Source organism: Trinickia symbiotica, from assembly GCF_003028655.1.
GTDB classification, from domain to species: Bacteria; Pseudomonadota; Gammaproteobacteria; order Burkholderiales; family Burkholderiaceae; genus Trinickia; species Trinickia symbiotica_A.
Map to the genome: position 1 here is coordinate 36,494 of NZ_PYUC01000024.1, position 23,707 is coordinate 60,200.

A 23,707-nucleotide genomic window follows, 5' to 3' on the forward strand; every position below is an offset into this window, starting at 1 on the left:
CGAGCCCGTGCCGATGACCATTGCCAACGTGCGCGCGCTCGCCTCGCTGCCGCCCGAACCGTGGCGCAACGGCGGCGGCGTGACGCGCACGCTTGCCGCGAGCGGCGACGCATGGCGCGTGAGCATCGCCGAAGTCGAGCGTGACGGTCCGTACTCGCGTTTTGCGGGCATGACGCGCGTGTCGTTCGTGCTGCGCGGCGCGGGCGTCGTGCTGCGCGAAGGCGCGCTGGAAGTGTCGCTCGCGCCGAACGAAGCCGTGGAATACACGGGCAACGCAGCGTGGGAAGCGCGCCTCGCAGGCGGCGCGGTCACGGTGCTCAACGTGATGAGCACGCAGCAAAAGTATCGCGTCGCGGTGCGCGCGCTCAGCGCGCCCGCGAGCGTGGCCGCGGGTGACATAGCGCTCGTGCTCGCGCTCGAAGGCGCCTGCGCAATCCACACTCACGCGGCCGAAAGCACGCGGCTCGAATCGGGCGAATACGCCACGTTCACCGGCCTGCGCGCGCCGCTGCACGTTGCGCCTGCCACACCTCGCGCGCGCATCGTGCTCGTCACCTTGTCGCCTGACGGGTCAACATCGGCATCAACATGAATGAATGCATTTGAGTATTCCGAGGAAACCAGCATGAAAGTGATTACCGCAATAAAACGCGTCGTCGATTACAACGTGAAGGTCCGCGCGAAGGCGGACGGCAGCGGCGTCGATATCGGCAACGTCAAGATGTCGATGAACCCCTTCGACGAAATCGCTACCGAAGCCGCCACGCGGCTCAAGGAAGCGGGCCAGGCCACCGAAGTCGTGGCCGTCTCGTGCGGCGTCGCGCAAAGCCAGGAAACGCTGCGCACCGCGCTCGCCATCGGCGCGGACCGCGGCATCCTCGTGGAAACCGCCGTGGAATTGCAGCCGCTCGCCGTCGCGAAGCTGCTCAAAGCGGTGATCGAGAAAGAGCAGCCGCAACTGGTGATTCTCGGCAAGCAGGCCATCGACGACGACGCGGGTCAAACCGGCCAGTTGCTCGCCGCCCTGCTCGACTGGCCGCAAGCGACGTTCGCGAGCGCAATCGAAATCGGCGACGGCACGGCCACCGTCACGCGCGAAGTGGACGGCGGTCTCGAAGTCGTTTCGCTGCGTCTGCCCGCTATCGTGACGACGGACCTGCGCCCGAACGAGCCGCGCTACGTCACGCTGCCCAACATCATGAAGGCGAAGAAAAAGCCCATCGAAACGCTTACGCCCGAGCAACTCGACGTCGATCCCGCGCCGCGCCTGAAGACGCTCAAGGTGGTCGAACCGCCCGTGCGCAAGGCCGGCGTGATCGTGCCGGACGTGGCCACGCTCCTCGAAAAACTCAAAACCGAAGCGAAGGTGATTTGAATGACAACTCTCGTGATCGCCGAACACGGCGAAGGTCAACTGAAGCCTGCGACGCTGCACACGATCGCCGCCGCGAAGCAGATCGGCAACGGCGTGCATGTGCTCGTGACGGGCCATGCCGCGAACGCCGTGGCGCAAGCCGCGAGCCATGCGGCGGGCGTCGACGAGGTCGTGCTGATCGATGCGCCACATCTCGCCGATGCGCTCGCGGAGAACGTGGCCGCCCAGGTCGTGGCGCTCGCCTCGGGCTACACGCATCTGTTCTTCCCCGCTACCGCATTCGGCAAGAACGTCGCGCCGCGCGCGGCCGCGAAGCTCGACGCCTCGCAAATCTCGGACGTGATCGCCATCGACGCGCCGGACACGTTCCAGCGCCCGATCTACGCCGGCAACGCCATCGCCACGGTGCAAACCAGCGACGCCGTCAAGGTCGCGACGATCCGCACGACCGCATTCGAAGCGGCATCGGCGCAAGGAGGCAACGCTTCGATCACCGAAGCGCCGGCCGTGCCCGATAGCGGCCTCTCGTCATTCGTGCGCCGCGAAATTGCGGCGTGCGACCGGCCCGATCTCACCTCGGCGCGCGTCGTCGTTTCGGGCGGTCGCGGCCTTGGCAGCGCCGAAGACTTCGCGCGCCTCGACCCGCTCGCCGAAAAGCTGGGCGCGGCGATCGGCGCATCGCGCGCGGCCGTCGATTCAGGCTATGCGCCGAACGATCTGCAGGTCGGGCAAACCGGCAAGATCGTCGCGCCGGAACTCTATGTTGCCGTCGGCATTTCGGGCGCGATCCAGCATCTCGCGGGCATGAAGGACTCGAAGGTGATCGTCGCCATCAACAAGGACGCCGATGCGCCGATCTTCGGCGTGGCCGACTACGGTCTCGTCGCCGATCTATTCGAAGCGGTGCCCGCTCTCGCACAAGCGCTGTAATGCATTGCTGCGCTCGCGCCGCGTTCCTTAGGAATCCTCACGCAGCAAGTTTGCCGTCTTCGCAATACGTTCGCGAAGACGGCTTTTTTACGTCAGCGATGCGCTGTGCGCCATTGAAAAAGCGGGCCATGCCCTAATGCCGTTCAGTTAAGGTTTCTTTTGAGGACACGAACGGTATAACGGAATGGTCTGGATTTGACGGCCCGAGCGCAGGTGCGCCCGGGCCGTTTCTCGTTGGGAAGTTGTTTGAGCCTTTCGCGCAGGCGCTTGAGCAGCGCAGGCAGTTTGCCGTACGAACGTGTCACGGCCGCCATGCCATTTCGTACTGGATGGTGTGGAACGCGCGCACGAAACTTAGTGCTTCGGGCGCGTGCCCGACCTCCAGTGCCGCTTTGGCCATCTCCAGGCGGATCAGGTTGTAGGCGATCAGGGCGCCCCAGAACTCCTGATACACACCCTCCACGGTGTGACTGCGAAGGGTCAGCTCCATGCCCAGCATCGACCGCTTGAGCTCATGGTAGCAGGTCTCGATCTGCCAGCGACGCCAGTAGCACGACACAATGTCTGCTGGCTTGAAACGCCTTCGATCAGTCAGCGACGTCAGCAACATCCGCTGCCGACCCCGTGCATCGACGGCAAGCACGGCGCGCGCTTGCCAGAATTCGGGCAGCCCCGGGCATTTGCTGCGAGCTTGCGACGACACGCGCATGCGCACGATCTGGTCGCCCGGTGCGCCACTCACCACCTCCCAGCACGTATTGGCCTTGGCCGGAATGATGAAGTGCCGGTTCTCGCCGCCCGAAACCAGATTGCACAGGAGCTGGGCCGACAGGAACCCTTTATCGAATACGGTGATGGAATTGGCCGGCACACGGGCCATGCCCGCGTTTTTCTCACACCCGCACGTGAATGCGTTCAACGCCGTTCAGCGTACCAGCGCACGCGCCGCCTCGAACGCCGCCTTCACCATGCGCGCGACGACCGGCTCGACCTCGCCCGCGACTTCGGGCAGGTACGCGAACGGCGACGTCTCGCTCATATACGTGGACTGGCACATTTCGAGCTGCACCGCATGCACGCCCTTTTGCGGCTCGCCGTACGCACGCGTGTTGTAGCCGCCCTTGAAGCGCCCGTTGGCGATCCACGTGAACGGCTGGGCGTCGAGCGTGCGCGTGATCGCTTCGAGCACGCTGGCGTCGCAGCTCAGCCCGCTATTCGTGCCGAGGTTCAGATCGGGCAGTTTGCCTTCGAACAGACGCGGCAGAACGCTTGCGATCGAATGCGCCTCCCACAGCAGCACGGCGCCGAATTCGGCACTCAGGCGGTCGAGTTCCGCGCGCAACTGCGCGTGATACGGACGCCAGTACTGCTCCAGACGACGTGCGACTTCGGCGGCATCGGGACCGCGGCCATTGCGATACAGCGGCTCGCCGCGAAACGTTTCGGTCGGGCACAGGCCCGTGGTCGTCTGGCCCGGATAGAGGCTTTCGCCCGAAGGCGGCCGGTTCAGGTCGATCACATAGCGCGACACGCGCGCGCCCAGCACCGAAGCGCCCATCTTTTCCGCGAATGCGTAGAGGCGGTCGAGATGCCAGTCGGTATCGGCAACTTCGCTGGCGACGTCGGTCAACTGCTCACGGATATCGGAGGGAATGGCCCTGCCTAGATGCGGAATGGAAATGAGCAACGGCACGGTGCCGCGGCGAAAATCGAAAATCGAGGACGTCATGCGGGAGTCGTTGCGGAAGCGTTGAGGGGAGCAGCGTGGGTGGCAAGAGCGGCCTGGGCTACGTGCTGCAAATGCGGCGACAACGGCGCAAACGCGCCGCCATGCGTGGTGAGACAATCCGCACCGAGGGCGTCAACGCTCGTGCAGCCGAGCAAACGCATGCAGATGTCGAGTTCCTTGTGGAGCAGCGCCAGCACGCCGCGAGCGCCGTCCTGACCGCGGGCCGCGAGGCCATAGAGGGGCGCGCGGCCGAGCAGCACGCCTTTCGCGCCCAACGCGACGGCTTTGGCGATATCGCTGCCGCGCCGGATGCCGCCATCGACGAGAATCTCCGCACCGCGCGGCGCGATGGCCGCCGTATGCGCGAGGATGTCGACGGGGCTTTGCGCGCCGTCCAGTTGCCGGCCGCCGTGATTCGACAGCACGACGCCATCGGCTTCGTGACGAAACGCCAGCGCGGCATCCGCGACTGTCTGAATTCCCTTGATGAAGATCTTGCCGGGCCAATGCTTGCGCAGCCACGCGATATCGCGCCAGTCGAGCGTGGTATCCATCTGCCGGCCGAGCGCGGCCGCCTGGGCTTCGATTCCCGGTCCGAGCCGCGCGCTGCGTGCGAGATTCACGAGCTGCGGCACGCCATGCACACCCACTTTCGCCAGCCAGCGCGGATGCGTGGCGATGTCCCACAGCAGGCGCGGCGTCCGGCGCAGCGGCAACGTGAAGCCCGTGCGTGCGTAGTGATCGCGCTGGCCGGTCACGGGCGTATCCACGGTCAACAGCAGCGTCGAGAAACGCGCGGCCTGCGCGCGTGCCATGAGGTCTTCGGCGATACGACGGTCCTGCTGCACGTAAAGCTGAAGCCACAGGTCGCCGTCCGTCGCGGCGCGCACGTCCTCGAGCAAACTCGTCGAAGCCGTCGAGAGCGCGAACGGCAGTCCCGCCGCATGCGCCGCACGCGCGAGCGCTTCTTCGGCGCCACGGCAGTAAAGCCCGTTCAGGCCAGTGGGCCCGACCACGGCGGGCCATGCGGCCTCGCAGCCCGCGAGCGTCGTGTGCGTGCTCGCGGTCGAGACATCGACCAGCACTTTCGGCGCGAAGGCGATCGACTCGTAGGCCGCGCGATTGCGGCGCATCGTGATCGCGTCTTCCGCGCCCCCTTCCAGATACGACCAGGCGAAATCGGGCAGATAACGCCGGGCCGCAACGCGGTAGTCGGCGACGTTGGAGAACACCATCGGCACGGCTATGCGGCAGCTGACGGCGATGCAACCGGCACCACGCGGCCCGGATTCATCGTGTCGTTCGGATCGAGCAGCTGTTTCATCTGCCGCATCAAGCCAATTTCGTTCGCGTCCTTGTAAAGCGACATCTCCGGTACATGCAGCGAGCCGATGCCGTGTTCGGCGCTAAACGTGCCGCCCATGGCCGCCGCGATGTCATAAAGCCGATGACTCAGCGCGAGCTGCACGGCGGCCTTGTCCGAGACGCTCGCCCAGTATTCGTGCGAAAACATGGCGATGTAGTGCAGATTGCCGTCGCCCATATGGCCGACCACGACTTGTGTGGCCTGCGGATAGTGCTCGGCGAGCGTCTTCCCGGCGGCCTCCATGAAGTCGGGAATGCGATAGGTGGGCACGGCGATGTCGTGCGTGAGGCCCATGCCCTCCCGGCCGTTCGCCTCAGTCACATGATGGCGGATGTGCCACAGGTCCGCGCGCTGCTGCGCGCTCGCGGCCACGACCGCGTCGACGATCACGCCCGCTTCGAACGAAGGCGCGAGCGCACCCGTCAAGAGCGCGGCAATCGCTTCATCGTCGCCGGACGACGCCGCCAGTTCGACCAGCACCATCCACGCCGGCGTTTCGCTGAACGGATTGCGCGCCTCCGCGGCATGGCGCAACGAGATTTCGAATTCGCTTCGCGAGATGAGTTCGAGCCCGACCAGCTCGCCCGGAAACGCCGCCTGAAGCTTGAGCCCTTCCTGCACGGCGGCATGCACCGTGTCGACGCCCAGCATGGCCGTGGCCGTCGCGCGCGGACGCGGATACAGCTTCAGCGCGGCCTGCGTGACCACGCCGAGCGTGCCCTCCGCTCCCACGAACAGGTTCTTCAGGTCGTAGCCGCTGTTGTTCTTGCGCAGCGTGCGAATGCCGTTCCAGATGCGCCCGTCGGCGAGCACGACTTCGAGTCCAAGCACGAGGTCGCGCGTATTGCCGAAGCGCAGCACGTTGGTGCCGCCCGCGTTCGTCGCGATGTTGCCGCCGATCTGGCACGAGCCCTCCGCGCCGAGCGTGAGCGGAAAAATACGGTCGGCTTCGAGCGCGGCCTGCTGGAGATCGGCCAGGATGCAGCCCGCTTCGACGGTCATCGAATTGTTGTCGGCGTTGACTTCGATGACGCGGTTCATCTTCGCGAGATTCAGCAGGATGCTGTTACCCGAGGCGTCCGGCACCGAGCCGCCGCACACGCTCGTGTTGCCGCCTTGCGGAAACACCTTCACACCGCGCGCGTTGCACCACGCCAGCACCTTCGACACCTGCGCGGTGTCGCGCGGAAACACGACGCACGCGGCGCGGCCCGAATGGCGCTTGCGCCAGTCGATCAGATGCGGCGCCATGTCGGCATAGCTCTCCAGCACGTTGGCGACACCCGCGAGTTCGCGCATCGCCTCGACAATCATGGCTTGATTCATGGTTCGATCACTTCCTCAACACGACGGCGTCGCGCGCGGTCCAGCGCACGGCCAGTTGCTGCCCGACGTTCGCGCGCTCGGCGGCGCGCGCCGAAATGCCCTTCACGAGCAGCGTCGAGCCGTCGGCAAGTTTCAGCTCGAAGCGCGTCATGCCGCCCACGAACGAGACCTGCGCGATCGTGCCCGTGCACGTGTTGTCGTCCTCTGCGCGCATCTGTTCCACGATGTCGATCTTTTCCGGGCGCACCAGCACCTTCACCTTCGAGCCGATCGCGTGCCCCTCTGTGCTGCGCACCTTGAGCACGCGGTTCGCGGAAACACGCACCACGCCATCGTCCTGCACGACGCCTTCGATCAGGTTCGATTCGCCCACGAAGTCTGCGACGAACTCGTTGACGGGCTCGAAGTACAGTTCGTCCGGCGTGCCGAGTTGCGCGATGCGGCCGCCGTTCATCAGGCACACGCGGTCGGAGAGATTGAGCGCTTCCTCCTGATCGTGCGTGACATAGACCAGCGTCGTGCCGAGATCGCGATGCAGCCGCTTGATCTCGCCTTGCAACTGGTCGCGCAGCTTCTTGTCGAGCGCGCCGAGCGGCTCGTCCATCAGGATCACCGAAGGCGAATAGACGATGCAGCGCGCGATGCCCACGCGTTGCTGCTGACCGCCCGACATCTCGCGCGGCTTGCGATTCTCGTAGCCGGTCAGGCCGACGCGTTCGAGCGCGTTGCGCACGCGCTGCTGGATCTCCGACTTCGCCACGCCGCGAATGCGCAGCGGAAACGCCACGTTGTCGAACACATTCAAATGCGGCAGCAGCGCATAGTTCTGGAACACCATGCCGAGGCCGCGCTCGCGCGGCGGCACGGTCGACACATCCTTGCCGTCCAGCACGATGGTGCCTTCGGTCGGCGCGACGGCGCCCGCGATGATGTTGAGGATCGTGCTCTTGCCCGAGCCGCTCGGTCCGAGCAGGCTCAGGAATTCGCCCTTACGGATCGAAAAGTCCGTGCCGTGCAGCGCAATTGCGCTGCCGTAATGCTTGCTCACGCCGCGAAAGACGATCATGTCTTCCGTGTTGCGCTGCGTCGCCGCGACGCTGCCCGAGGCTTCCTTTGCCGCTTGCACGGTTGCGGCCCGGGGACGGCCGTCGTTATCCAGTAGAACGTGTGACATGTTTTTCTCCAACCTCAATGCGACGACTCGGGCGCAGCCGGCTGAAGCCAAACCGACACGCAACAAAAAACCAGCGAAAGCAACGTGAGCAGCGCGGAAACGGCCGCGATCACGGGCGAAATATCCCATTGGATGCTGCTGTACATCCGCACCGGCAACGTGGTCGTCTCTGGGCTCGTGAGAAACCACGCGATGACGACTTCGTCGAACGACACCAGAAACGCGAACAGCGCACCCGCGAGAATCGACGGGCGAAGTTGCGGCAGAACCATCTTGAAGAACACGGTGCGGCGCTTCGCGCCCATGATCGTGGTCGCGAATTCGAGCGCCGGGTCGAGCTTCTTCACGCCGGCCATCACCGTCATCATCATGAACGGCGTGACATAAGCCACGTGGCTCACGACGAGGCCGAGCGTCGAGCCCACCAGGTGCAGCCGCGACAGGTACAGATAGAGGCCGAGTGACATCACGATCACGGGCACCAGAATCGGGCTCATGAGCAGCAGCAACACGAAGCGCTTGCCGGGAAACTCGTGGCGCACGAGCCCGTATGCCGCGGGCACCCCCAGCAACACCGAAACGAGCATGGTGAGGCTCGCGACCTTCAGGCTTTGCAGGATCGGACCGACCCAACTGTCCGACGTGAAAAGATGCACGTACAGCGACGTCGACCACACGCGCGGCGGGAACGTCAGCTCGCCGTCGCCGCCGAACGAAATCGGAATGACGATGAGCGTGGGCACGAGAATGAAGACGTAGACCAGAATGGCGATGACGTTGCGCAAGCGCGCGTAACGACGCGCCAGCCCATCGACGACGACACCGCGCCGGACTGCCGGCAACCCTGCTTGCATCGATGTGCTCATGCCATCACCTTTTTCGAATCGCGCTTCTGGAACCGCTCCGCGCCGAGCGCCGCGAGTGTTACGATGCCGAGCAGAATCACGCCGATTGCCGAGGCTATGTTCCAGTCCATCGTTTCGCGCGTGTAGAAGTCGACGAGATTCGACATCATCGCGTCCTTGCGGCCGCCCAGCAGCGCGGGAATCACGAAAAAGCCCATTGACATCACCGTGGTGCTCAACACCGCAGCCGCCACGCCGGGCATGGACAACGGCAGCGTGATGCGAAAGAAAATGCGCGGCGGATTCGCACCCATGATTTCCGAAGCGCGGTACAGCGACTGATCGATGGCGAGCAAACTGGCAAGCACCGGAAAGACGATGAAGGGAATCAGATAATTGGTCATGCCGACCATCACGCCGAAGCGGTTGAACAGCATCGGCAGTTGCACCTGCGTGGCAAACACGGCCGATAACAGCTTGTTGACGAGTCCGTCGCGCCCGAGCAGCACTGTGAACGCATAGCTCTTCACGAGAATGCTGGTCCAGAACGGCACCAGCACGAGCACCATGTAGAGCACGCGCTTCTTCGGCGTTTGCTTCGCGAGATGCATGGCGATCGGATAGCCGAGCAGCAGGCTGCACAGCGACGCGCAGATGCTGATCTGAAACGTCGACCACAAGGTGCGCAGAAAGAGTTCACTGCCGAAAAGCCGCCGATAGGCCGAAAACGACAGACCGTCATTCACCCAGACGCTCGTGTAGACCACGTACATCAGTGGTACGAACACCACGATAAATAAAAATACCGTTGCCGGGCCGACGTACAGCAACCCATCTTTTCTGCCTTTCATCACTCCTCCACTGCTGAAATGCCCCGACTGCAAACCACGCGGCCGCTGCTCGCGCAGCGGCCGTCTTTCAACTGACGTTACGACAGCACCCACTCCTTGAAGCGCAGCGTGAGCTCGTCGTAGTGGTCGGCCCACCAGATGTCGTTGCTGATGAGGTTCATCTTGTTGTTCGGGTCCGACAGCCATTTGCGCACGTCGGGTTTGACGAGCGGGAGCGCCTTCTTGCTCGCCGGCGTGTTGCCGAGATAATCCATGAGCGCCGCCTGACGATCGGGGCGCATGGCGAACTGCACGAACTTCATCGCGTTCGCCTTGTTGGGCGCGTTCTTCAGGACGACGAGATATTCGAGCCCGGTGAGCGTCTGCTTGAACGAGAAGTCGATCGGCTTGCCCGATTCCTGCGCGGCTTTCACGCGCGTCGAGTAGGTGTAGCTGAAATCCACCTGGCCCGTTTCGACGAGCGAGACCGTTTGCGGCGTCTGGTCGACCCACTTGCCGATATACGGCTTGATGCGGTTCAGCGAGCGAAACGCGCGTTCGACGTCGAGCGGATAGATCTTTTCCGGCGGCACGCCGTCGGCGAGCAAGGCGATTTCGAGCGTTTCGCTCGCGCGGTTGCGCAGCGTGCGCTGGCCGGGAAACTTCTTCACGTCGAAGTAATCGGCGAACGTCTCCGGGTGTTTGCCCGCCGGGTGCTTGCTGTTATCCCAGCAAATGCCGCCCGTGAAGCCGTAGAACGGCACGGCGAACTTCGTCATCGGCGCGATCAGGTCGCTCTGCTCGAACAGGGCCGGGTCGAGCGGTTCCCAGTATCCGTTCTTCGCGCCCGTCATCGCCATCGGGCCGACTGCATCGAACACGTCCCATTGCACGTTGTTCGTCATGACCTGCGCCTTGACGCGGGCAAGATCGGGCGTGTCGACGAGCGTCACGTAAACGCCGAATTCCTTTTCGAACGGCTTGGCGAGCGCTTCGTCAACGCCCTGATGATAGTTGCCGCCCCAGCTCACGACCGTGATATTGCTCGCCGCCGCGGCCTTGCGGGAGGTGACGATCATTGGCGCGGCAACGGCCCCCGTGAGCAGCGTGGCGCCCGCTGCCTGAAGGAAGCGGCGGCGCGGAAGAACGATGTTGTTATCGGATGACATGGGCTTCTCTCTTTTCGTATCGATGGTCTCTGTACGACTCAAAGGCCTGCTGCGGATGGGGAATACGCGTCCTCGCGCGCGACGAGCGGCGCCATGACGTCGGCCAGACGCTGACGCAGCGCCGCCGAGGCGGGCTTGAGCGGCGGCAGCACGTCGCCGAACGCGAGCCCTTGCAGCGTGAGCGCGGCCTTGATCGGCGCGGGATTCGGTTCGGCGAAGATGGTGTCGATCAGCGGGCGCAGCGTGGCGTGCAACGCAACGGCTTGTTCGAGCCGGCCTGTCGACGCAAGCGCCAGCACGCGCGCCCACTGCTTCGGCACGAGGTTCGAGCTGGTGATGATGCCGCCCACTGCTCCCATCGCGACATGGAGCGGCAGCACGTCTTCCTCGCCGCTCAGGATGGCGATTTTCGATGCGCAGAGCTCGGCCGCGCGCATCTGCGTGGCGAGATCCGGGTTACAGGCCTTGATGCCCACTACGCGCGTGAGCGCAGCGAGCTTGGCGACGGTTTCGTAGTGAAGCGAAACGCCCGTGCGATACGGAATTTCGTAGAGGATGATGTCGGCGTCGACGGCATCGGCGAAACGCTGGTAGTAGTCAACGATGCCTTCCTGCGTGGGGCGGAAATAATACGGCGTGACGACCATGAGCGCCTTCGCGCCGGCCTTCACGAAGGCCTTGGCGTTGTCGATGGCGTCGCCGAGTCCCGGCGAGAGAATGCCCGGCACGACGGGCAGCGCGCCGGCCGCTGCTTCGAGCGACGTTTCGACGACGCGCAGGCGTTGCGCGAACGACAGTGCCGTGTATTCGCCCGTGCCGCCGAGCGGCACGACGCCGTCCGCGCCGGCTTCCACGAGCCGGCCGATCTGCGCCGCGAGGGGCGCGGCGATGAACTGGCCGTCCGCGTCGAGGGGAGTGGGAACTGCCGTCAAAATACCTGCATACGGATGCAACGTGCTCATCGATTCGCTCTTCAATAGTGGTCCGGCCTGGGTCGCCGAGGATCTGAATGACACTCCACGGTTTGAACGATAAGGAGGCAAAAAAACCGGACACGCACCATCAGTGCCAGTTACCCTCTTTATAAGACCTGGTTATTCAATGGAGATTGATGCGGACGGGATGGGGCTCCTCGGCCTTGCGCGGCGGGCAGATCGGCGCAAGCGACAGGGTTTTCCCTGATACGACCCTCTGCTGCCTTTCAGAAGCCCGCTCACCGCAATGATTGTCGCCTTACAAAAAGACGATGCGAACGCTTGTTACGCCAGTGCCTAATAGATTCATTCTCTGGATTCGCCGGGATTCTCGTGACGTCCTGTCTGACGAATTCACGAGAGCAAAGCGCTTTCGACGCCGTTTAAATTCTGGGGCCGCTCGATAGCAGCCGTCTCGATTGCGGTACGTGAGCAGCGATTCTTGGATAACAAATCGTCGCCATATGCAATCGTGGTGAGTAGACCCGAGGAGTTGCACCTCGAGTCTCTCGCAGGTAGGGTCGAGAACTGGCGCGCGCACGGTAGGCTCCGGTGGTCTCTCCATCGCTTTCGCGGTGGCCCTCAGTCCGGTTGCCATAGTCACGTTTCCAGCTCCCGCCACGTCGAACGCAGCTTGCGGTTCCCCGCACACTACCCACACAAGCGCCGGTCCGACCGGTTCGCCATGAGTTCCGCAACGGATGGGCAGGTCAAAAAAAGTTCAAGCAGCGTCGGCAGTGCGCCGATACTTGTTTGCGAGAGCGATTGCGGCGACACTCCCTCAGACGGCGCTGCCTCACGGCTTTGATCGTGCGCGCAAGCGGACTATCCGTCATCTACAGCGTTGGTGTCGCGCTCTGACGGCGCGAATAGACATTCGCATCGTTCTTCCCACCGACTACAAAGGGCTTCACATTTGCGTTGGCAGCAGGCGCACCGTATGCCCCTGTGAGGTAAGCTGGGCGACGCAGCGTGCGCCGCTGGCCGCCGGGGTTAGGCGGATTTCGGCGCCTAGTCGGGCGAGCATTGCCTGCATGTTGTCGCTACGCTACAGCACAGTCTGCATATCCGACGTTGGATCTCGTGTGAACAGCGGCGGATCATCCGGTTGATGACGCAGTGTTCGTCGCGCCTGCGCGTCATACGTCTCTTGCGAGCTATTCATCAAGCACCTCCCGCCGAACCATTGAGATCGTCATCCTTGATGGCAAGCACCAGCAACGTCGCTATGATCGCCAAGCCGGCCGCCACGATAAACGCAACGTGATAGCTGCCCGTATGTTTGTAGATCTGTGCAAACAACGCTGGACCGCAACCCAGTCCGAAGCTGAAGCAAAACATCAATGCACCGTACACCGAACCCAGATGCCGCCGTCCAAACGTCCGCGCAGCAAGGTACGACAGCGCGTCGACCTCGGCACCAAGGGCAATGCCGATCAGTGCAGCGGCCACCGGTACGGTTATCGGGGAGATTTCGGTTGCCAGGCAGATAAAGCCAACAGCTGCACCGAAAAAAACCAATCCGGTCAGGCGCGGAGCGCGGAAATGATCCAGCAATGCGCCGACGCCGAACCGGGCGACCATCATCGTGACGCCGACGATCGTCATCACAAACGAACCCCGTTGCGTCTTAAGCCCGAAGTCGGACAGGATGATCGGCAGCACATGCGTGCCGGCTCCCACGACAACTGAGATCAAGTAGAAACCAATAGCGACCAGCCAGAATGGACGGGTACGGACAGCTTGGCGCAACCGCACCCCAGCAACCTCTATCTTTTCAGCACCCAGGACGACGCGACTCCTCTCATTTGCTATCGCGCTTGTCTTGGGCGGCTCGTGCAACAGCAGCGCCGTCGCCGGAATGCTAACGACCCAGACCATTACTGCCAGAGCAACATAGGCATTACGCCAGCCGAAGGCATCAATGAGAGCGGCCGATAAAGGCGGAAGCAACGCGACACCTGCGCCGCTCAAAAGCATCGCGCAGCCCAGCGCAAGTCCGAGACGCTTGTCGTACCAATTCGCAACAGCCTTGACATAAGGCACCGGCACTTGTGCGGCCCCGAGCAAGAAGGCCAATGCGAAAAAGAACACGAAGCTCTGGGCGCTACTGGACAGCAGACCGATCAGCATCACACCCACGCCGAGTGACGGTCCGGCGAACCACGCAACCCGTCGTGCGCCGAAACGATCCACGGCGAGTCCCGTCAGCGGTGATGCAAGCGCCACCAGCAGTTGCCCCCATAGAACGGCTACACTGACATCGGCACGCGACCAGCCGGTACTCTCGACAATCGGTTTGACAAAAACACCGAAAGTGAAGAGCAAGATTTGCCCTGTCCCCATAAACCAGTTCAGTCCGGCCCCTATGACAACACCCCGTGCACGTACCTTGTGCGAACTCGCGGCATCGGGCGCCCACACGTCTAACTCGCTCAATAACTCTCGCTCCATGTTTGTCTCCTCGTTCTTGGTGGACATTCCATTCGAATCCGTTGCGCCGCGCGCTTCACGCAGTCTGGCGCTCTTCCACCACATCAGCGTGAGCACCACGTACGACGTCAACGATGTAGCTCGCATTGCGAGGCTCAGTGTTACCGCGCCAGCAGACTTGCCCGTCGGGACGCACCAGTACTAGCGTCGTTTGATAAACCCGAGCAGCCTCGTCATTCTCGATGTGATGTACCGTCAACGGCATGCCGGCGCGCCTCGCAGCATCGATCAGTCCTTGCCCGGTTGGTGCTTGTGCACCGAAGCGCAGCAACACGAAAGTCTTGCCGAAGAGGTCGAGCATGGAGCGGCCATCGGCCAGCCAGACATGCGGTGCGCGCGAACCGGGCCTGGCAGTTTGGTTGTACGTGGACACCGTATCTTCGGGGCACGGCGTGCCATCCGGCACAATGACCGGAGAGCCTTCGTAGACGTATCCCAGGTGAATGCCAATGCTGAACCATTCGCGCTTCATCGCGTTCGTATACGCGTCGCCAAACGTCGCGCGAGCTCGATCGCCTGCGTCCGAATTGTCGAATAGCTCGCCTGGCGGCTCTTTTACACGAGGTGCAAGCATGCGCTTTAGATTGCCGGTCGACTCCGTAACATTGCGCACACCGATCGGCCGTTGCTCATGATCGTAACTGGCCAGAAGGTGCTCACCTCCCCACCCTTGGAGTGTTGCGGCCAACTTCCACGATAGGTTGACCGCATCTTGGATACCGGTGTTCATCCCGAAGCCCCCCGTCGGGGACGTCAAATGCGCTGCATCGCCAGCGATAAAGACCCGGCGGGTGGAATAGCGCTCGGCGACCAGTTGGCGACGCACCCACGGAAGGACCGACAGGATCTCGAAGTCGAACGGAATGCCCACGGCCTGCACAATAGCTTCGCGCAATTCCGACTCGGTGTATTGCCGCTTATTCGCATCGCCGATGAGCGAGAAGCGCCATTGATCCCGGCCATTGATTGCGACCAGCGTGGCCCAGGTTCCCTGCTTGCCGATGAAGATGTAGCGGTAGGCCGGCTTCTTGTCGTGCAAGCCTTCGAGCCCGTCGCACCGGAAGATAACGTTTGTTGTGTACGTTAGCGCGTCCGGGCCGACCATCTGGATGCCGACTGACTTGCGCACCGTGCTCGCACCGCCATCCGTGCCGACGAGGTAATGGCACTCGATCGTCTCCTCTTGCCCCGTATCGACATTGGCAACGCGAGCCACCACGACATCCTCGCGCTCCTCCAGGCTTACCAGCTCCGTGTGATAGCGCAGCTCGACGTGGCCGGAGCGCTCGGCGAAGCGTCGCAGCACGGGATCGAAGAAGTTTTGCGGGCAACGCTCACGCTTTTCCGGGCTCTGTGGCGGCTTCGCTTCGTCGCGGACCGAGGCAAACGGCTCACGGCCCAACTCGTAACCACTCAGACTGGTGACCCACGCACAATCTTGTGGATAGTCGCGGTTGTAGCCGGCATCGTGCACCCACGGAACGATGCCCCAGCGACGGCAATACTCCATCGTGCGAATACCTACCATATCCATCTTGGCTTGGGTAATGGCGCCGTCGGAGCGCTCAATCAAGAGCGACGATACTCCGTGCTCACCGAGATCTCCCGCGAGGGCCAAGCCAACAGGGCCGGCGCCGACAATTAGTACTGGTACTTTTTTCATGGTCAGAAAGTGTGTTTAAAGCCGGTAAGCACCGCGACCTGCCCGCTCGAGCCAACGCAGACCGATCCGCCCACGAGGTTCAAGGAGAGCGTTACTCGTTGCACCCCGAATGAACGCCGCAGGAATCCGCCGTGAATGCATTGGGTACCTCTTTTCACGGTGTTGAGAGGAGCAACGGTTTCCAGACCGTTGCGCATGTGTCTTTCTTTCTACTAGAACTGCAGATCTCAATATGCCCGAGGTGCCACTTCAGCGCTTTCCCGTACGAACACCTTCATGTTGCCGACGGTTTCGATCGCGATACATATTTCATCTCCGGGGCGAATTGGTCCCACGCCCTCTGGCGTTCCCATGGCGAGCACATCACCTGCCCGCAAAGGAAGCACCGAAGAGACCAATTCAATGAATTCTGCAACGCCGACAATCATCTCGCTCGTATTGGCGTCCTGCCGTAGTTCGCCATTAACCCACAACTGGTTGCACAGCGACATGGGATCGGTGACCTCGTCCGCCGTAACCAAATAGGGCCCCAGCGGCGTAAATCCGGCGAACGACTTGCGCATCGAGCGCTCCTCTTCGAACTCTCCAGATTCGATACGCAACGTGGCGTCGATCAAGCACGTATAGCCGAACACGTGCTCCAAAGCACGGGCCCTCGGAATGTTGGCACCCGGCTTGCCGATAATGACAGCCAGTTCCGATTCGTGGTCAAAGCGGCGCGCGGACCCCTTCGGCAGGAAGACTGTGCCTCCGGAGCCGATCAGCGATCCGGGTGCTTTCAAAAAAAAACCCTGTTCGCGAGCGGTGCGTCCCTTCTTGGTAACGGTGCTTTGAGTGCCCAGTTCCCCGAGGTGCTTCTGGTAGTTTGCGGGAGCGGCAAACACATGTACCGGCGCGGGATTGGCCGGAAGTAAGCACACCCCAGCGATCGGAACTATAGCCGCAGTGCGGCGCGCGTCGATGAGCACCGGCTTCATTCGATCCCAATTGGCGATCAGCCAGTTTATCCGTTGCTCGGGCATCTCGCCGAGCGCCACAGGAAGTACGTTCGTTACATCGAACAGCTTGTTCTGCTCGACGATGCCGACGCTGAATTTATTGAAAGAGGCAATTTTCATATTGTCTGTCCGGAAATGACCTTCGGACTCAGGAGACCGCTTCGACTTCTTCCCGGTAGTAACCGAGAGCTACCAAAGTGGGAAGATCGTTGACCTGGAACAGCATGGATTCTTCCGTTCCACCGCGGTGCGAGTGCCATGTCCAAGGAGCGATCGCCATGAAGTCACCTTGTCGCCAGTCAAAGGTGCGGTCGCCGACCGTCGTAGAGCCGTTGCCGCGCATCACGTAGTACACCTTGCTTCCAGTGTTGCGCCGGGCGCGGCCTTCGAATCCCGGTCGGATCAACTGAAGCGCCTGCGCCATGGTGCGTAGGGTTGGACCACCATCGATCGGATTGCGGTATTCGAGGATGACATCATCAAAGGGGTCTGGGGGCAGTCCGGCCGCTTCGTGCAGCGCACGTTGTGCCATGGCTGCGCTGTAGGGCAGCAGCGGATTCGTCGGCGCCGAGCGGATGCCTGGAGGAGCCATCAGTCCGCTACCAAAACGGCGCAACCCTGCGTCGGGAACAATATCGGTAGGCTGTTCTGGTTGCGGATAAGGTTCGAAAAAGGTGGCCCGCATCATATGCATGATCGACAAATCAAGAACATCGAGCCAGATCATTGGTTCTTCGCCCTCGTGCATGTGGTCATGAAAGGCCCAGGCCGGCGTCAGCACTAGGTCTCCCTCGTTCATAGGATAGCGTTCACCATCTACGTTGGTCCAAGCGCCGTTGCCGCGCATGATAAAACGCAGCGCGTTGGCGGTGTGGCGGTGCGCAGTGGCCACCTCCCCGGGATTGATCACTTGGATCGAGGCCCAGAAGGTGTTTGTTGTTCCCCGCTCTAACCCTGGGTTATGCAATCTCAGAGTGCGACGAGGCCCGTCGGCCGCCAGAGCGACCTCGCGTCCGAGTCGCTGGAGTAGAGGTTCCAGATCGCTCCAGCGCCAGTGGACTGACTGCATGTCGACCTTGGGCTCTCGCGTGAAGACCGGCGCATCGTCCCGCTGATGCACGCGGCAATGGAAGCGCTCTAAATCAGCCTGCAATTTTCGACGTGCTTCTATCTCAGCGTGGTCGCTTGTTGAGTTTAGCTGCATGGTCTCTCCTTCGATTCTAAAGATCCAGCACAAGCATGGCACTCCGTGCGCGCGAGCAGCACGGCAGGAAGCAATCGTTAGCTTCATGCTCCTCCCGCGTCAGGTACATGTCACGGTGGTCCGGCTCACCCTCCAAAACCTGGGTAAGGCAAGTTCCGCAGATGCCCTGCTCGCATGAGGTCGGAACCTCGATACCCGCGTCGGCAAGCGCCTCCACCACGGTCTGATCGGCCGTCACATTGATGACACGCCCAGAGTGTGCGAGTCGCACCTGGAAACCCTGGTCCGGACCCGAACTGGTCAGGTCCCTACGAAAGAATTCGTAATGCAATTGCGCCTCCGGCCAACCGTTACCCCGGGCCGTGGCAAGGACCGCGTCCATGAAACCTTGGGGTCCACAGATGTAGAGATGGGTGTCGTTCCCCCTCTTGGTGAGGAAAGACTCCAACTCGAGCTTCTGGTGCTCCGGCCCATCATCGAAGTGCAAGGCGACCCGCGAAGCGAATGACGATGCGACGATGCGCTCGATGAAAGCCATCCGATTCACTGACCGGGCACAGTAGTGCATTTCGAAATCCTCTCCCTGTGCCGCAAGGTGCTCCGCCATGCAAAGAATGGGGGTTACTCCGATGCCACCCGCCAGGAGCACACTACGTTGGGCAGAGCGCGCCAATGGAAAGTGATTCTTCGGAAAACTGATTTCCAGCGTGTCGCCTTCCTTCACCACGTCATGCAAGACGCGGGATCCGCCGCGGCCGCTTGCATCCCGCAGAACGCAAATCACATAGCGGTGAATCTCACTGGGTGCGTTGCAAAGAGAATACTGGCGGACCAGTCTACCCGGCAAATGTACGTCGATGTGGGCGCCCGCGGAAAAGGCCGGAAGCTCGTTACCCTCCACTGGGATAAGTTCAAAGCTCGCGATGCTCTCGGCTTCGCTAATCTTGCGCGCGACGCGAACAATTAGAAGTGGTGCCTTCATGGCAGTGGGGGTACGCTTACCGTCAATGAAGCCGATTCAGCGGCGATCTTATCTTGCAGCCGGCGACGAATGCGCACCGCGCCAGCATCGCTCGATAGCAACACCGGGTGCAATGACATCAGATCTTCGACGACTCCGATGGCGGCCTGCTGCGCCTCCAGCATAGGTTTATCCTGGTCATGAAAGGCAACATGCTGCCAGTTCCGCACTTCCTCATCGATCTGAGGATCGTCGATCCGGAACCCGCGGCAGTGGCAGTAGAAGTAGTGAGTGGTCGAGGCGGTCTCGGGAGTGAGCAGGTGCACTCCATACAAGTTAATACCTTCCTCGCGTGGCCGGCCCGTTGGAGTAACACCGGCAAACAACCGCAGGTTCGAGGGCGCATGCCAGCGAATCTCCGACCAGCGGTCGACGCGGGAAAATTTGTTACCAGCATAGTTGTTCCAGAGCACAGGTACATCGATGTTCGGAAAATGGAATTTGCTGAACACTGCTTCGCCTTCTTCCACCACCTGATGCTCTGTACGATCAAGGTGCTGCGGGGCGTAGAAACTTCCATGTACAAAGTACGCATGGCTGAGGTCGGCCAAATTATCAATGACGAGTTGGTAACCACTCTTCACGTACGCGTAGCCGTGCAATTGAGCTCGCTCCGGATCGACCATGCAGCTGAAATCGGGAATTTCGTCAGGGTTCGCTTTCTCCGGTCTGCCCATCCAGATCCAGATCATCCCGTAGCGCTCCACCACCGGGTAGCTCCGAACTTTTGCGGCCCCTGGGATTTTCTTTTCAAACGGTGCAACTACGCACTTGCCGGAGCAGTCGAAATGCAACCCGTGATACGCGCACTGGATTGTGTCCTCCACGATGCGGCCGAGGTGCAGTGGGACGAATCGGTGCGGACATCGGTCCGCGAGTGCTGCGACCTGTCCATCAGAAGTCCGAAACAGGACAACCGGCTCGTTCAATAGTCGTCTCGATAGCATCTTGTCAATGACTTCGTCCGCCTTAGCAGCGACATACCAAGTATTGTGCAGAAACATCATTTAATCTCCCGGAGAGGCTCAACCACCACGCGCTTCTCATCTGCGGCTTTCTGACTCAGGCTGGCTCTGGATGCCCCCTCCCGACGTATCAAGTCGTCGAGGATCCGGTTGCACCGAACAGGGCCCGCGTCAACTTCCAGCAATACAGGACGCGCTGTGGCTTCCGGATATCGACGCATCATCTCGGACTGTGCTTCCACCATCGGCTCATCTTGGTTCTGAAAAGCGTGCCGTCTTGCCTCAGCAAGCCATTCCTTAAACTCCTCCTGGTCCTCGTTTCGATCCAAGATCAGACCCTGTCTGGCAGCAGCAAAGTGATACAACGTGGTATGTTCGGTTTCTGGGGTGAGAAGGTGCGCGCCCAACACGCCGGAGCCATCCGAGCGCTCGCCGCCGGGCGGGTACGCGCCTGTGTCATTAAGCAAATAGCAGGGCGGGCTCCAGCGCTGTGTCGACCAGATGTCAACACGTTCACCATCCTTGCGGAACAGCCGATTCAACAATCCGGGCGGCCTGACGTTGTATTTCGGCCTATGCACCCTAACTGTCGTCCCGTCCTGCTCCACGTTAATGTCAGCCTTGATGGTCTCCGGCCCACCTATCACGCCGTCGTGAAGAAAGGGCGAGTGACTTAGGTCCAGCAGGTTGTCCGCTACCAAGCGGTAGTTAGCCTCAATGCGAAGAAAGTCGCGCCGTCCGATGTCATAGCCGGAGCCTTCATCGAGGAAAGAATAGTCGGGGATGATCGCAGCATCGGCGGGTTGGTCTCCCATCCAGATCCATACCATGCTGTGACGCTCCATGACTTCATATGACTTGATATTGCACGTAGGAGGTATGCGCCCGGAACCGTGCGGATTGTGCGTGCAATTTCCCGACGGCCCGAACTCGAGGCCGTGATAGCCGCACTGGACCCTGTCGCCGGGCAGCAGCCTTCCCTTATGGAGCGGGGCAAACTTGTGCGGACAGATGTCGCTAATTGCCGCAACGCCTCCGTCCTCACGCCGGAATAGAACAATCGCGTCCCCCACGATGGTCCTAGGAAGGAGCTCTTCTTCCTTGAGCTGCTCGCTCCATACGGCTGCATACCAAGCGTTGCGTAGGAAAGTAGTGGTCATGCGGGTGTCCTTGTCTCCAGATTAAATCACGGGGTTACCAACGTTATTTTTATCGTAGATACCGATACAGCAACGGTCAATTCATTTAAATATGTTAAATTAAGCCTCTTTTGAATTCCAAGTGGGTGGCTTGAGGCGTCAAGGGCGGGCGTAAGCCCGACGAAGTGGACCCTTGACGCGTGCAAGTCAATAAACTGGGCTGGGGCTGGTTGCGGCAGAATGCTGCAATCAGCCCTACAAGACGAATCGAACCATGTCGAATCAACTGTTTGAAGCGGCCTTGGGCATCAAGGCGCCGTGGTATGTGCAAGGGGTCGACTTTGATACGGCCAAGCGGCAACTCACGATTGCCGTGGATTTCGCGGCGGGCAGTCGTTTCGCCTACCCGGGTGTGGCTGGTGAACACCCGGTGCACGACACGCAAATCAAGCGGCTGCGCCACCTGAATTTTTTCCAGCACGAGTGCTATCTGGAAGTCCGAGTGCCGCGCGTGCGCTTGCCTGACGGTTCGGTGCGACTGGTCGAGCCGGATTGGGTGGGTCAGCTCGATGGCTTCACTCTGTTGTTTGAGGCGCTGGTGCTGATGCTGGCGCAGCAGATGCCATTTGCGGCGGTGGCGCGCATCGTCAACCTGTCGTGGCACCGCGTGCATGCGATTTGTTCGCGCTACGTGAACCTGGCGCTGGACTCGGCTGATCTCTCGGAAGTAACGACGGTCGCGATTGACGAAACCTCGTATCGGCGCGGGCACGAGTACCTGACGCTGGTTGCCGACATGCAGGCACGACGCGTCATCTTCGTCACGCCGGGGCGCGAGGCCAAGACGATCGAGGCGTTCGCCACTTGCCTTGAGCAACACCACGGCTTGCCCGAGCAAATCAGCTCGGTGAGCATCGACATATCGCCCGCGTTTATCAAGGGCGTGGGAGAGCATCTGCCCAACGCGCGATTGACCTTCGACAAGTTTCATGTCGTCGCGCATGCGTCGAAGGCGCTCCACCGTACGCCGCCAACAACAGAAGGGCGATCCCGAACTCAAAGGGATGCGCTGGACATTGCTCAAAGCTCCGGACAAGCTAAATTTCGCGCAGATGACCGAGCTCGTCACGCTGCTCAAGCAGTGCCCCACCAGGCGCACTACCCGCGCCTGGTGGTATCGCGAGCAACTGCGCGAGATTCTCGATCGTAACCAAATTCACGTCGTCTCCGAGATGTTGCGACAGTGGTGTACCAACGTCATGCGCTCCAAGGTTGAGCCGATGAAAGAGGTCGCACGCCTGATTCGGCGGCACTTCGACGGCATCGTTGCATGGGCACAGACTCGTCAGACCAACGGCTACATCGAAGCCATCAACGGTCTGTTCCAGGCGGCCAAACGTAAGGCACGCGGCTACACCCGCTTTGAAACCATGCGAACCGTGCTCTTCCTCATCGCCGGCAAGCTTGAGTTCTCCAGCTTCAGCCCGCATACCTCGTGAGCCGCGTTACTCATTCCATTTTTAAAAGAGCCATTTTTAAAAGAGCCTAAATTAACAACCGCACTTATCCTTTCTGAAGGGTTAGATCATGACAAACCAGCACCCCTACATTGAAGAGACGGAGGTAGAGGCAGGCCCTAAGGGAATAGCCTCCGTCGAGACAGCTATCCGGCTCGTCCGAATCATTGAAGCAAGTTCCGATCCGCTTACCCTCAAGGAGATTGCAGAAGTGATAGGGTTCTCGGCTAGCAAAACCCACCACTATTTGGTAAGTCTGGTGCGCTGTGGTCTTCTCGATCGAGACCGTGCGGGATTTGGGTACACGCTTGGAAGCTTTTCCCTTCAGTTGGGTCTGACTGCTCTTGGACGCTCCGATACTGTGAATATGGTCTCCGACGCAGTGCGGGCACTGCGCGATGAAATTGGCCATACGACAGCATTCTCCGTTTGGACGGCCCGCGGCCCGGTCGTTCGCCATTCCGAACCGAGCATAACGCCTCTCGGAGTTAGCTTGCGACTTGGAACCGTATTGCCAATGCTAAAATCACCCACCGCTGCGATATTCATAGCTTGGCTCCCAGACAACGAGTTGCAGTCTGCGCTAAAGGCTCTGCCCCGCGGAACGCTATCGTTGAGAACGCTTGCGGAAATACGCAATCAGACCCGCAAGGAAAGGGGCGCGCACGCAGCCGGCGTCCGAAACCCAAGCATTGCAGCCGCCGCGGCGCCGGTATTTGGACGAAACAGTCGCCTTATCGGCGCCCTTTCCACCCTCGGCCTCATTGGACAGTTTGACGATCGCCCTACGAGCGCGGTGTCGCTTGCTCTACAACGTCACGCTCGCGCTCTTTCCGAAAGGCTCGCGAGTCATGCTTGAGAAACGTGAAAAGCGATCGCGCGGTGAGCACCAGATAAAAATGCACCTAATCCCGCTCACCCCGTCGGACCACGCAACGACTTTGCAAGACGACGACGATAGACTTCTCGACAGTGGAGCTTCGCGTCCA

At 61.2% G+C, this 23,707-nt stretch carries 19 protein-coding genes and 2 pseudogenes; 5 read left to right on the top strand and 16 right to left on the bottom strand.

What is annotated here, in order from left to right:
* Positions 1-13: 13 nt before the first annotated feature.
* Genes C9I57_RS30150 through C9I57_RS30160 form a run of 3 tightly spaced genes read left to right on the top strand, consistent with a single transcriptional unit; the run spans position 14 to position 2,305 of the window.
* Positions 14-592 carry a HutD/Ves family protein gene (locus C9I57_RS30150; protein WP_181322007.1) on the top strand — a complete coding sequence of 193 codons (579 nt, stop codon included), beginning with the start codon at positions 14-16 and terminating at the stop codon, positions 590-592.
* A 33-nt stretch (positions 593-625) separates the two neighbouring features.
* Complete coding sequence (locus C9I57_RS30155; protein WP_107154215.1) at positions 626-1,375, top strand: electron transfer flavoprotein subunit beta/FixA family protein; 750 nt, start codon at positions 626-628, stop codon at positions 1,373-1,375.
* Entirely contained in the window at positions 1,376-2,305 is a 930-nt protein-coding gene (locus C9I57_RS30160) for an electron transfer flavoprotein subunit alpha/FixB family protein (protein ID WP_107154190.1), read from the top strand.
* A gap of 143 nt (positions 2,306-2,448) precedes the next feature.
* On the opposite strand, the pseudogene C9I57_RS30165 reads toward C9I57_RS30160, so the two are convergent.
* From C9I57_RS30165 to C9I57_RS30240, 16 genes and pseudogenes are all read right to left on the bottom strand, one after another.
* Positions 2,449-3,167 (bottom strand): annotated as a pseudogene (locus C9I57_RS30165) (IS4 family transposase); the annotation flags it as partial.
* 63 nt (positions 3,168-3,230) lie between these two features.
* Positions 3,231-4,034 carry an N-formylglutamate deformylase gene (gene hutG / locus C9I57_RS30170; RefSeq protein WP_107154191.1) on the bottom strand — a complete coding sequence of 268 codons (804 nt, stop codon included), beginning with the start codon at positions 4,032-4,034 and terminating at the stop codon, positions 3,231-3,233.
* Positions 4,031-5,269: an alpha-hydroxy acid oxidase gene (locus C9I57_RS30175; RefSeq protein ID WP_107154192.1), complete on the bottom strand. Its 1,239-nt coding sequence runs from the start codon at positions 5,267-5,269 to the stop codon at positions 4,031-4,033. The genes hutG and C9I57_RS30175 overlap by 4 nt, the downstream gene beginning before the upstream one ends.
* Before the next feature lie 8 nt (positions 5,270-5,277).
* Entirely contained in the window at positions 5,278-6,726 is a 1,449-nt protein-coding gene (locus tag C9I57_RS30180) for an FAD-binding oxidoreductase (protein WP_107154193.1), read from the bottom strand.
* A gap of 7 nt (positions 6,727-6,733) precedes the next feature.
* Positions 6,734-7,900: an ABC transporter ATP-binding protein gene (locus tag C9I57_RS30185; protein ID WP_107154194.1), complete on the bottom strand. Its 1,167-nt coding sequence runs from the start codon at positions 7,898-7,900 to the stop codon at positions 6,734-6,736.
* 14 nt (positions 7,901-7,914) lie between these two features.
* Positions 7,915-8,766, bottom strand: coding sequence for an ABC transporter permease (locus C9I57_RS30190; RefSeq protein WP_107154195.1), 852 nt, complete (start codon positions 8,764-8,766; stop codon positions 7,915-7,917).
* Entirely contained in the window at positions 8,763-9,596 is an 834-nt protein-coding gene (locus C9I57_RS30195; protein WP_107154196.1) for an ABC transporter permease, read from the bottom strand. Before C9I57_RS30195 ends, C9I57_RS30190 begins: the two co-directional genes overlap by 4 nt.
* A gap of 77 nt (positions 9,597-9,673) precedes the next feature.
* On the bottom strand, positions 9,674-10,744 hold the full coding sequence (locus tag C9I57_RS30200) for an ABC transporter substrate-binding protein (protein WP_107154197.1): 1,071 nt from the start codon (positions 10,742-10,744) through the stop codon (positions 9,674-9,676).
* A 38-nt stretch (positions 10,745-10,782) separates the two neighbouring features.
* The gene (dapA, locus tag C9I57_RS30205; RefSeq protein WP_107154198.1) at positions 10,783-11,706 is read right to left on the bottom strand and encodes a 4-hydroxy-tetrahydrodipicolinate synthase; all 924 of its coding nucleotides are present in this window, start codon (positions 11,704-11,706) and stop codon (positions 10,783-10,785) included.
* A 1,176-nt stretch (positions 11,707-12,882) separates the two neighbouring features.
* Positions 12,883-14,199: an MFS transporter gene (locus tag C9I57_RS30210; RefSeq protein ID WP_181322008.1), complete on the bottom strand. Its 1,317-nt coding sequence runs from the start codon at positions 14,197-14,199 to the stop codon at positions 12,883-12,885.
* 28 nt (positions 14,200-14,227) lie between these two features.
* Positions 14,228-15,874: an FAD-dependent oxidoreductase gene (locus C9I57_RS30215; RefSeq protein ID WP_107154200.1), complete on the bottom strand. Its 1,647-nt coding sequence runs from the start codon at positions 15,872-15,874 to the stop codon at positions 14,228-14,230.
* A gap of 227 nt (positions 15,875-16,101) precedes the next feature.
* Complete coding sequence (locus tag C9I57_RS30220; RefSeq protein ID WP_107154201.1) at positions 16,102-16,992, bottom strand: fumarylacetoacetate hydrolase family protein; 891 nt, start codon at positions 16,990-16,992, stop codon at positions 16,102-16,104.
* A 28-nt stretch (positions 16,993-17,020) separates the two neighbouring features.
* Complete coding sequence (locus tag C9I57_RS30225) at positions 17,021-18,076, bottom strand: cupin domain-containing protein (RefSeq protein WP_107154202.1); 1,056 nt, start codon at positions 18,074-18,076, stop codon at positions 17,021-17,023.
* A 16-nt stretch (positions 18,077-18,092) separates the two neighbouring features.
* The gene (locus tag C9I57_RS30230; protein WP_107154203.1) at positions 18,093-19,058 is read right to left on the bottom strand and encodes a PDR/VanB family oxidoreductase; all 966 of its coding nucleotides are present in this window, start codon (positions 19,056-19,058) and stop codon (positions 18,093-18,095) included.
* Positions 19,055-20,104, bottom strand: coding sequence for an aromatic ring-hydroxylating dioxygenase subunit alpha (locus C9I57_RS30235; RefSeq protein ID WP_107154204.1), 1,050 nt, complete (start codon positions 20,102-20,104; stop codon positions 19,055-19,057). The genes C9I57_RS30230 and C9I57_RS30235 overlap by 4 nt, the downstream gene beginning before the upstream one ends.
* Positions 20,101-21,222 carry an aromatic ring-hydroxylating dioxygenase subunit alpha gene (locus C9I57_RS30240; protein WP_107154205.1) on the bottom strand — a complete coding sequence of 374 codons (1,122 nt, stop codon included), beginning with the start codon at positions 21,220-21,222 and terminating at the stop codon, positions 20,101-20,103. Before C9I57_RS30240 ends, C9I57_RS30235 begins: the two co-directional genes overlap by 4 nt.
* 253 nt (positions 21,223-21,475) lie before the next feature.
* Between C9I57_RS30240 and C9I57_RS30245 the strand changes: the two are divergent.
* A pseudogene (locus tag C9I57_RS30245) lies at positions 21,476-22,700 on the top strand (ISL3 family transposase).
* 88 nt (positions 22,701-22,788) lie between these two features.
* A complete protein-coding gene (locus C9I57_RS33730) occupies positions 22,789-23,577 on the top strand; it encodes an IclR family transcriptional regulator (RefSeq protein WP_107154206.1) in 789 nt (262 codons plus the stop codon).
* Positions 23,578-23,707 lie beyond the last annotated feature (130 nt).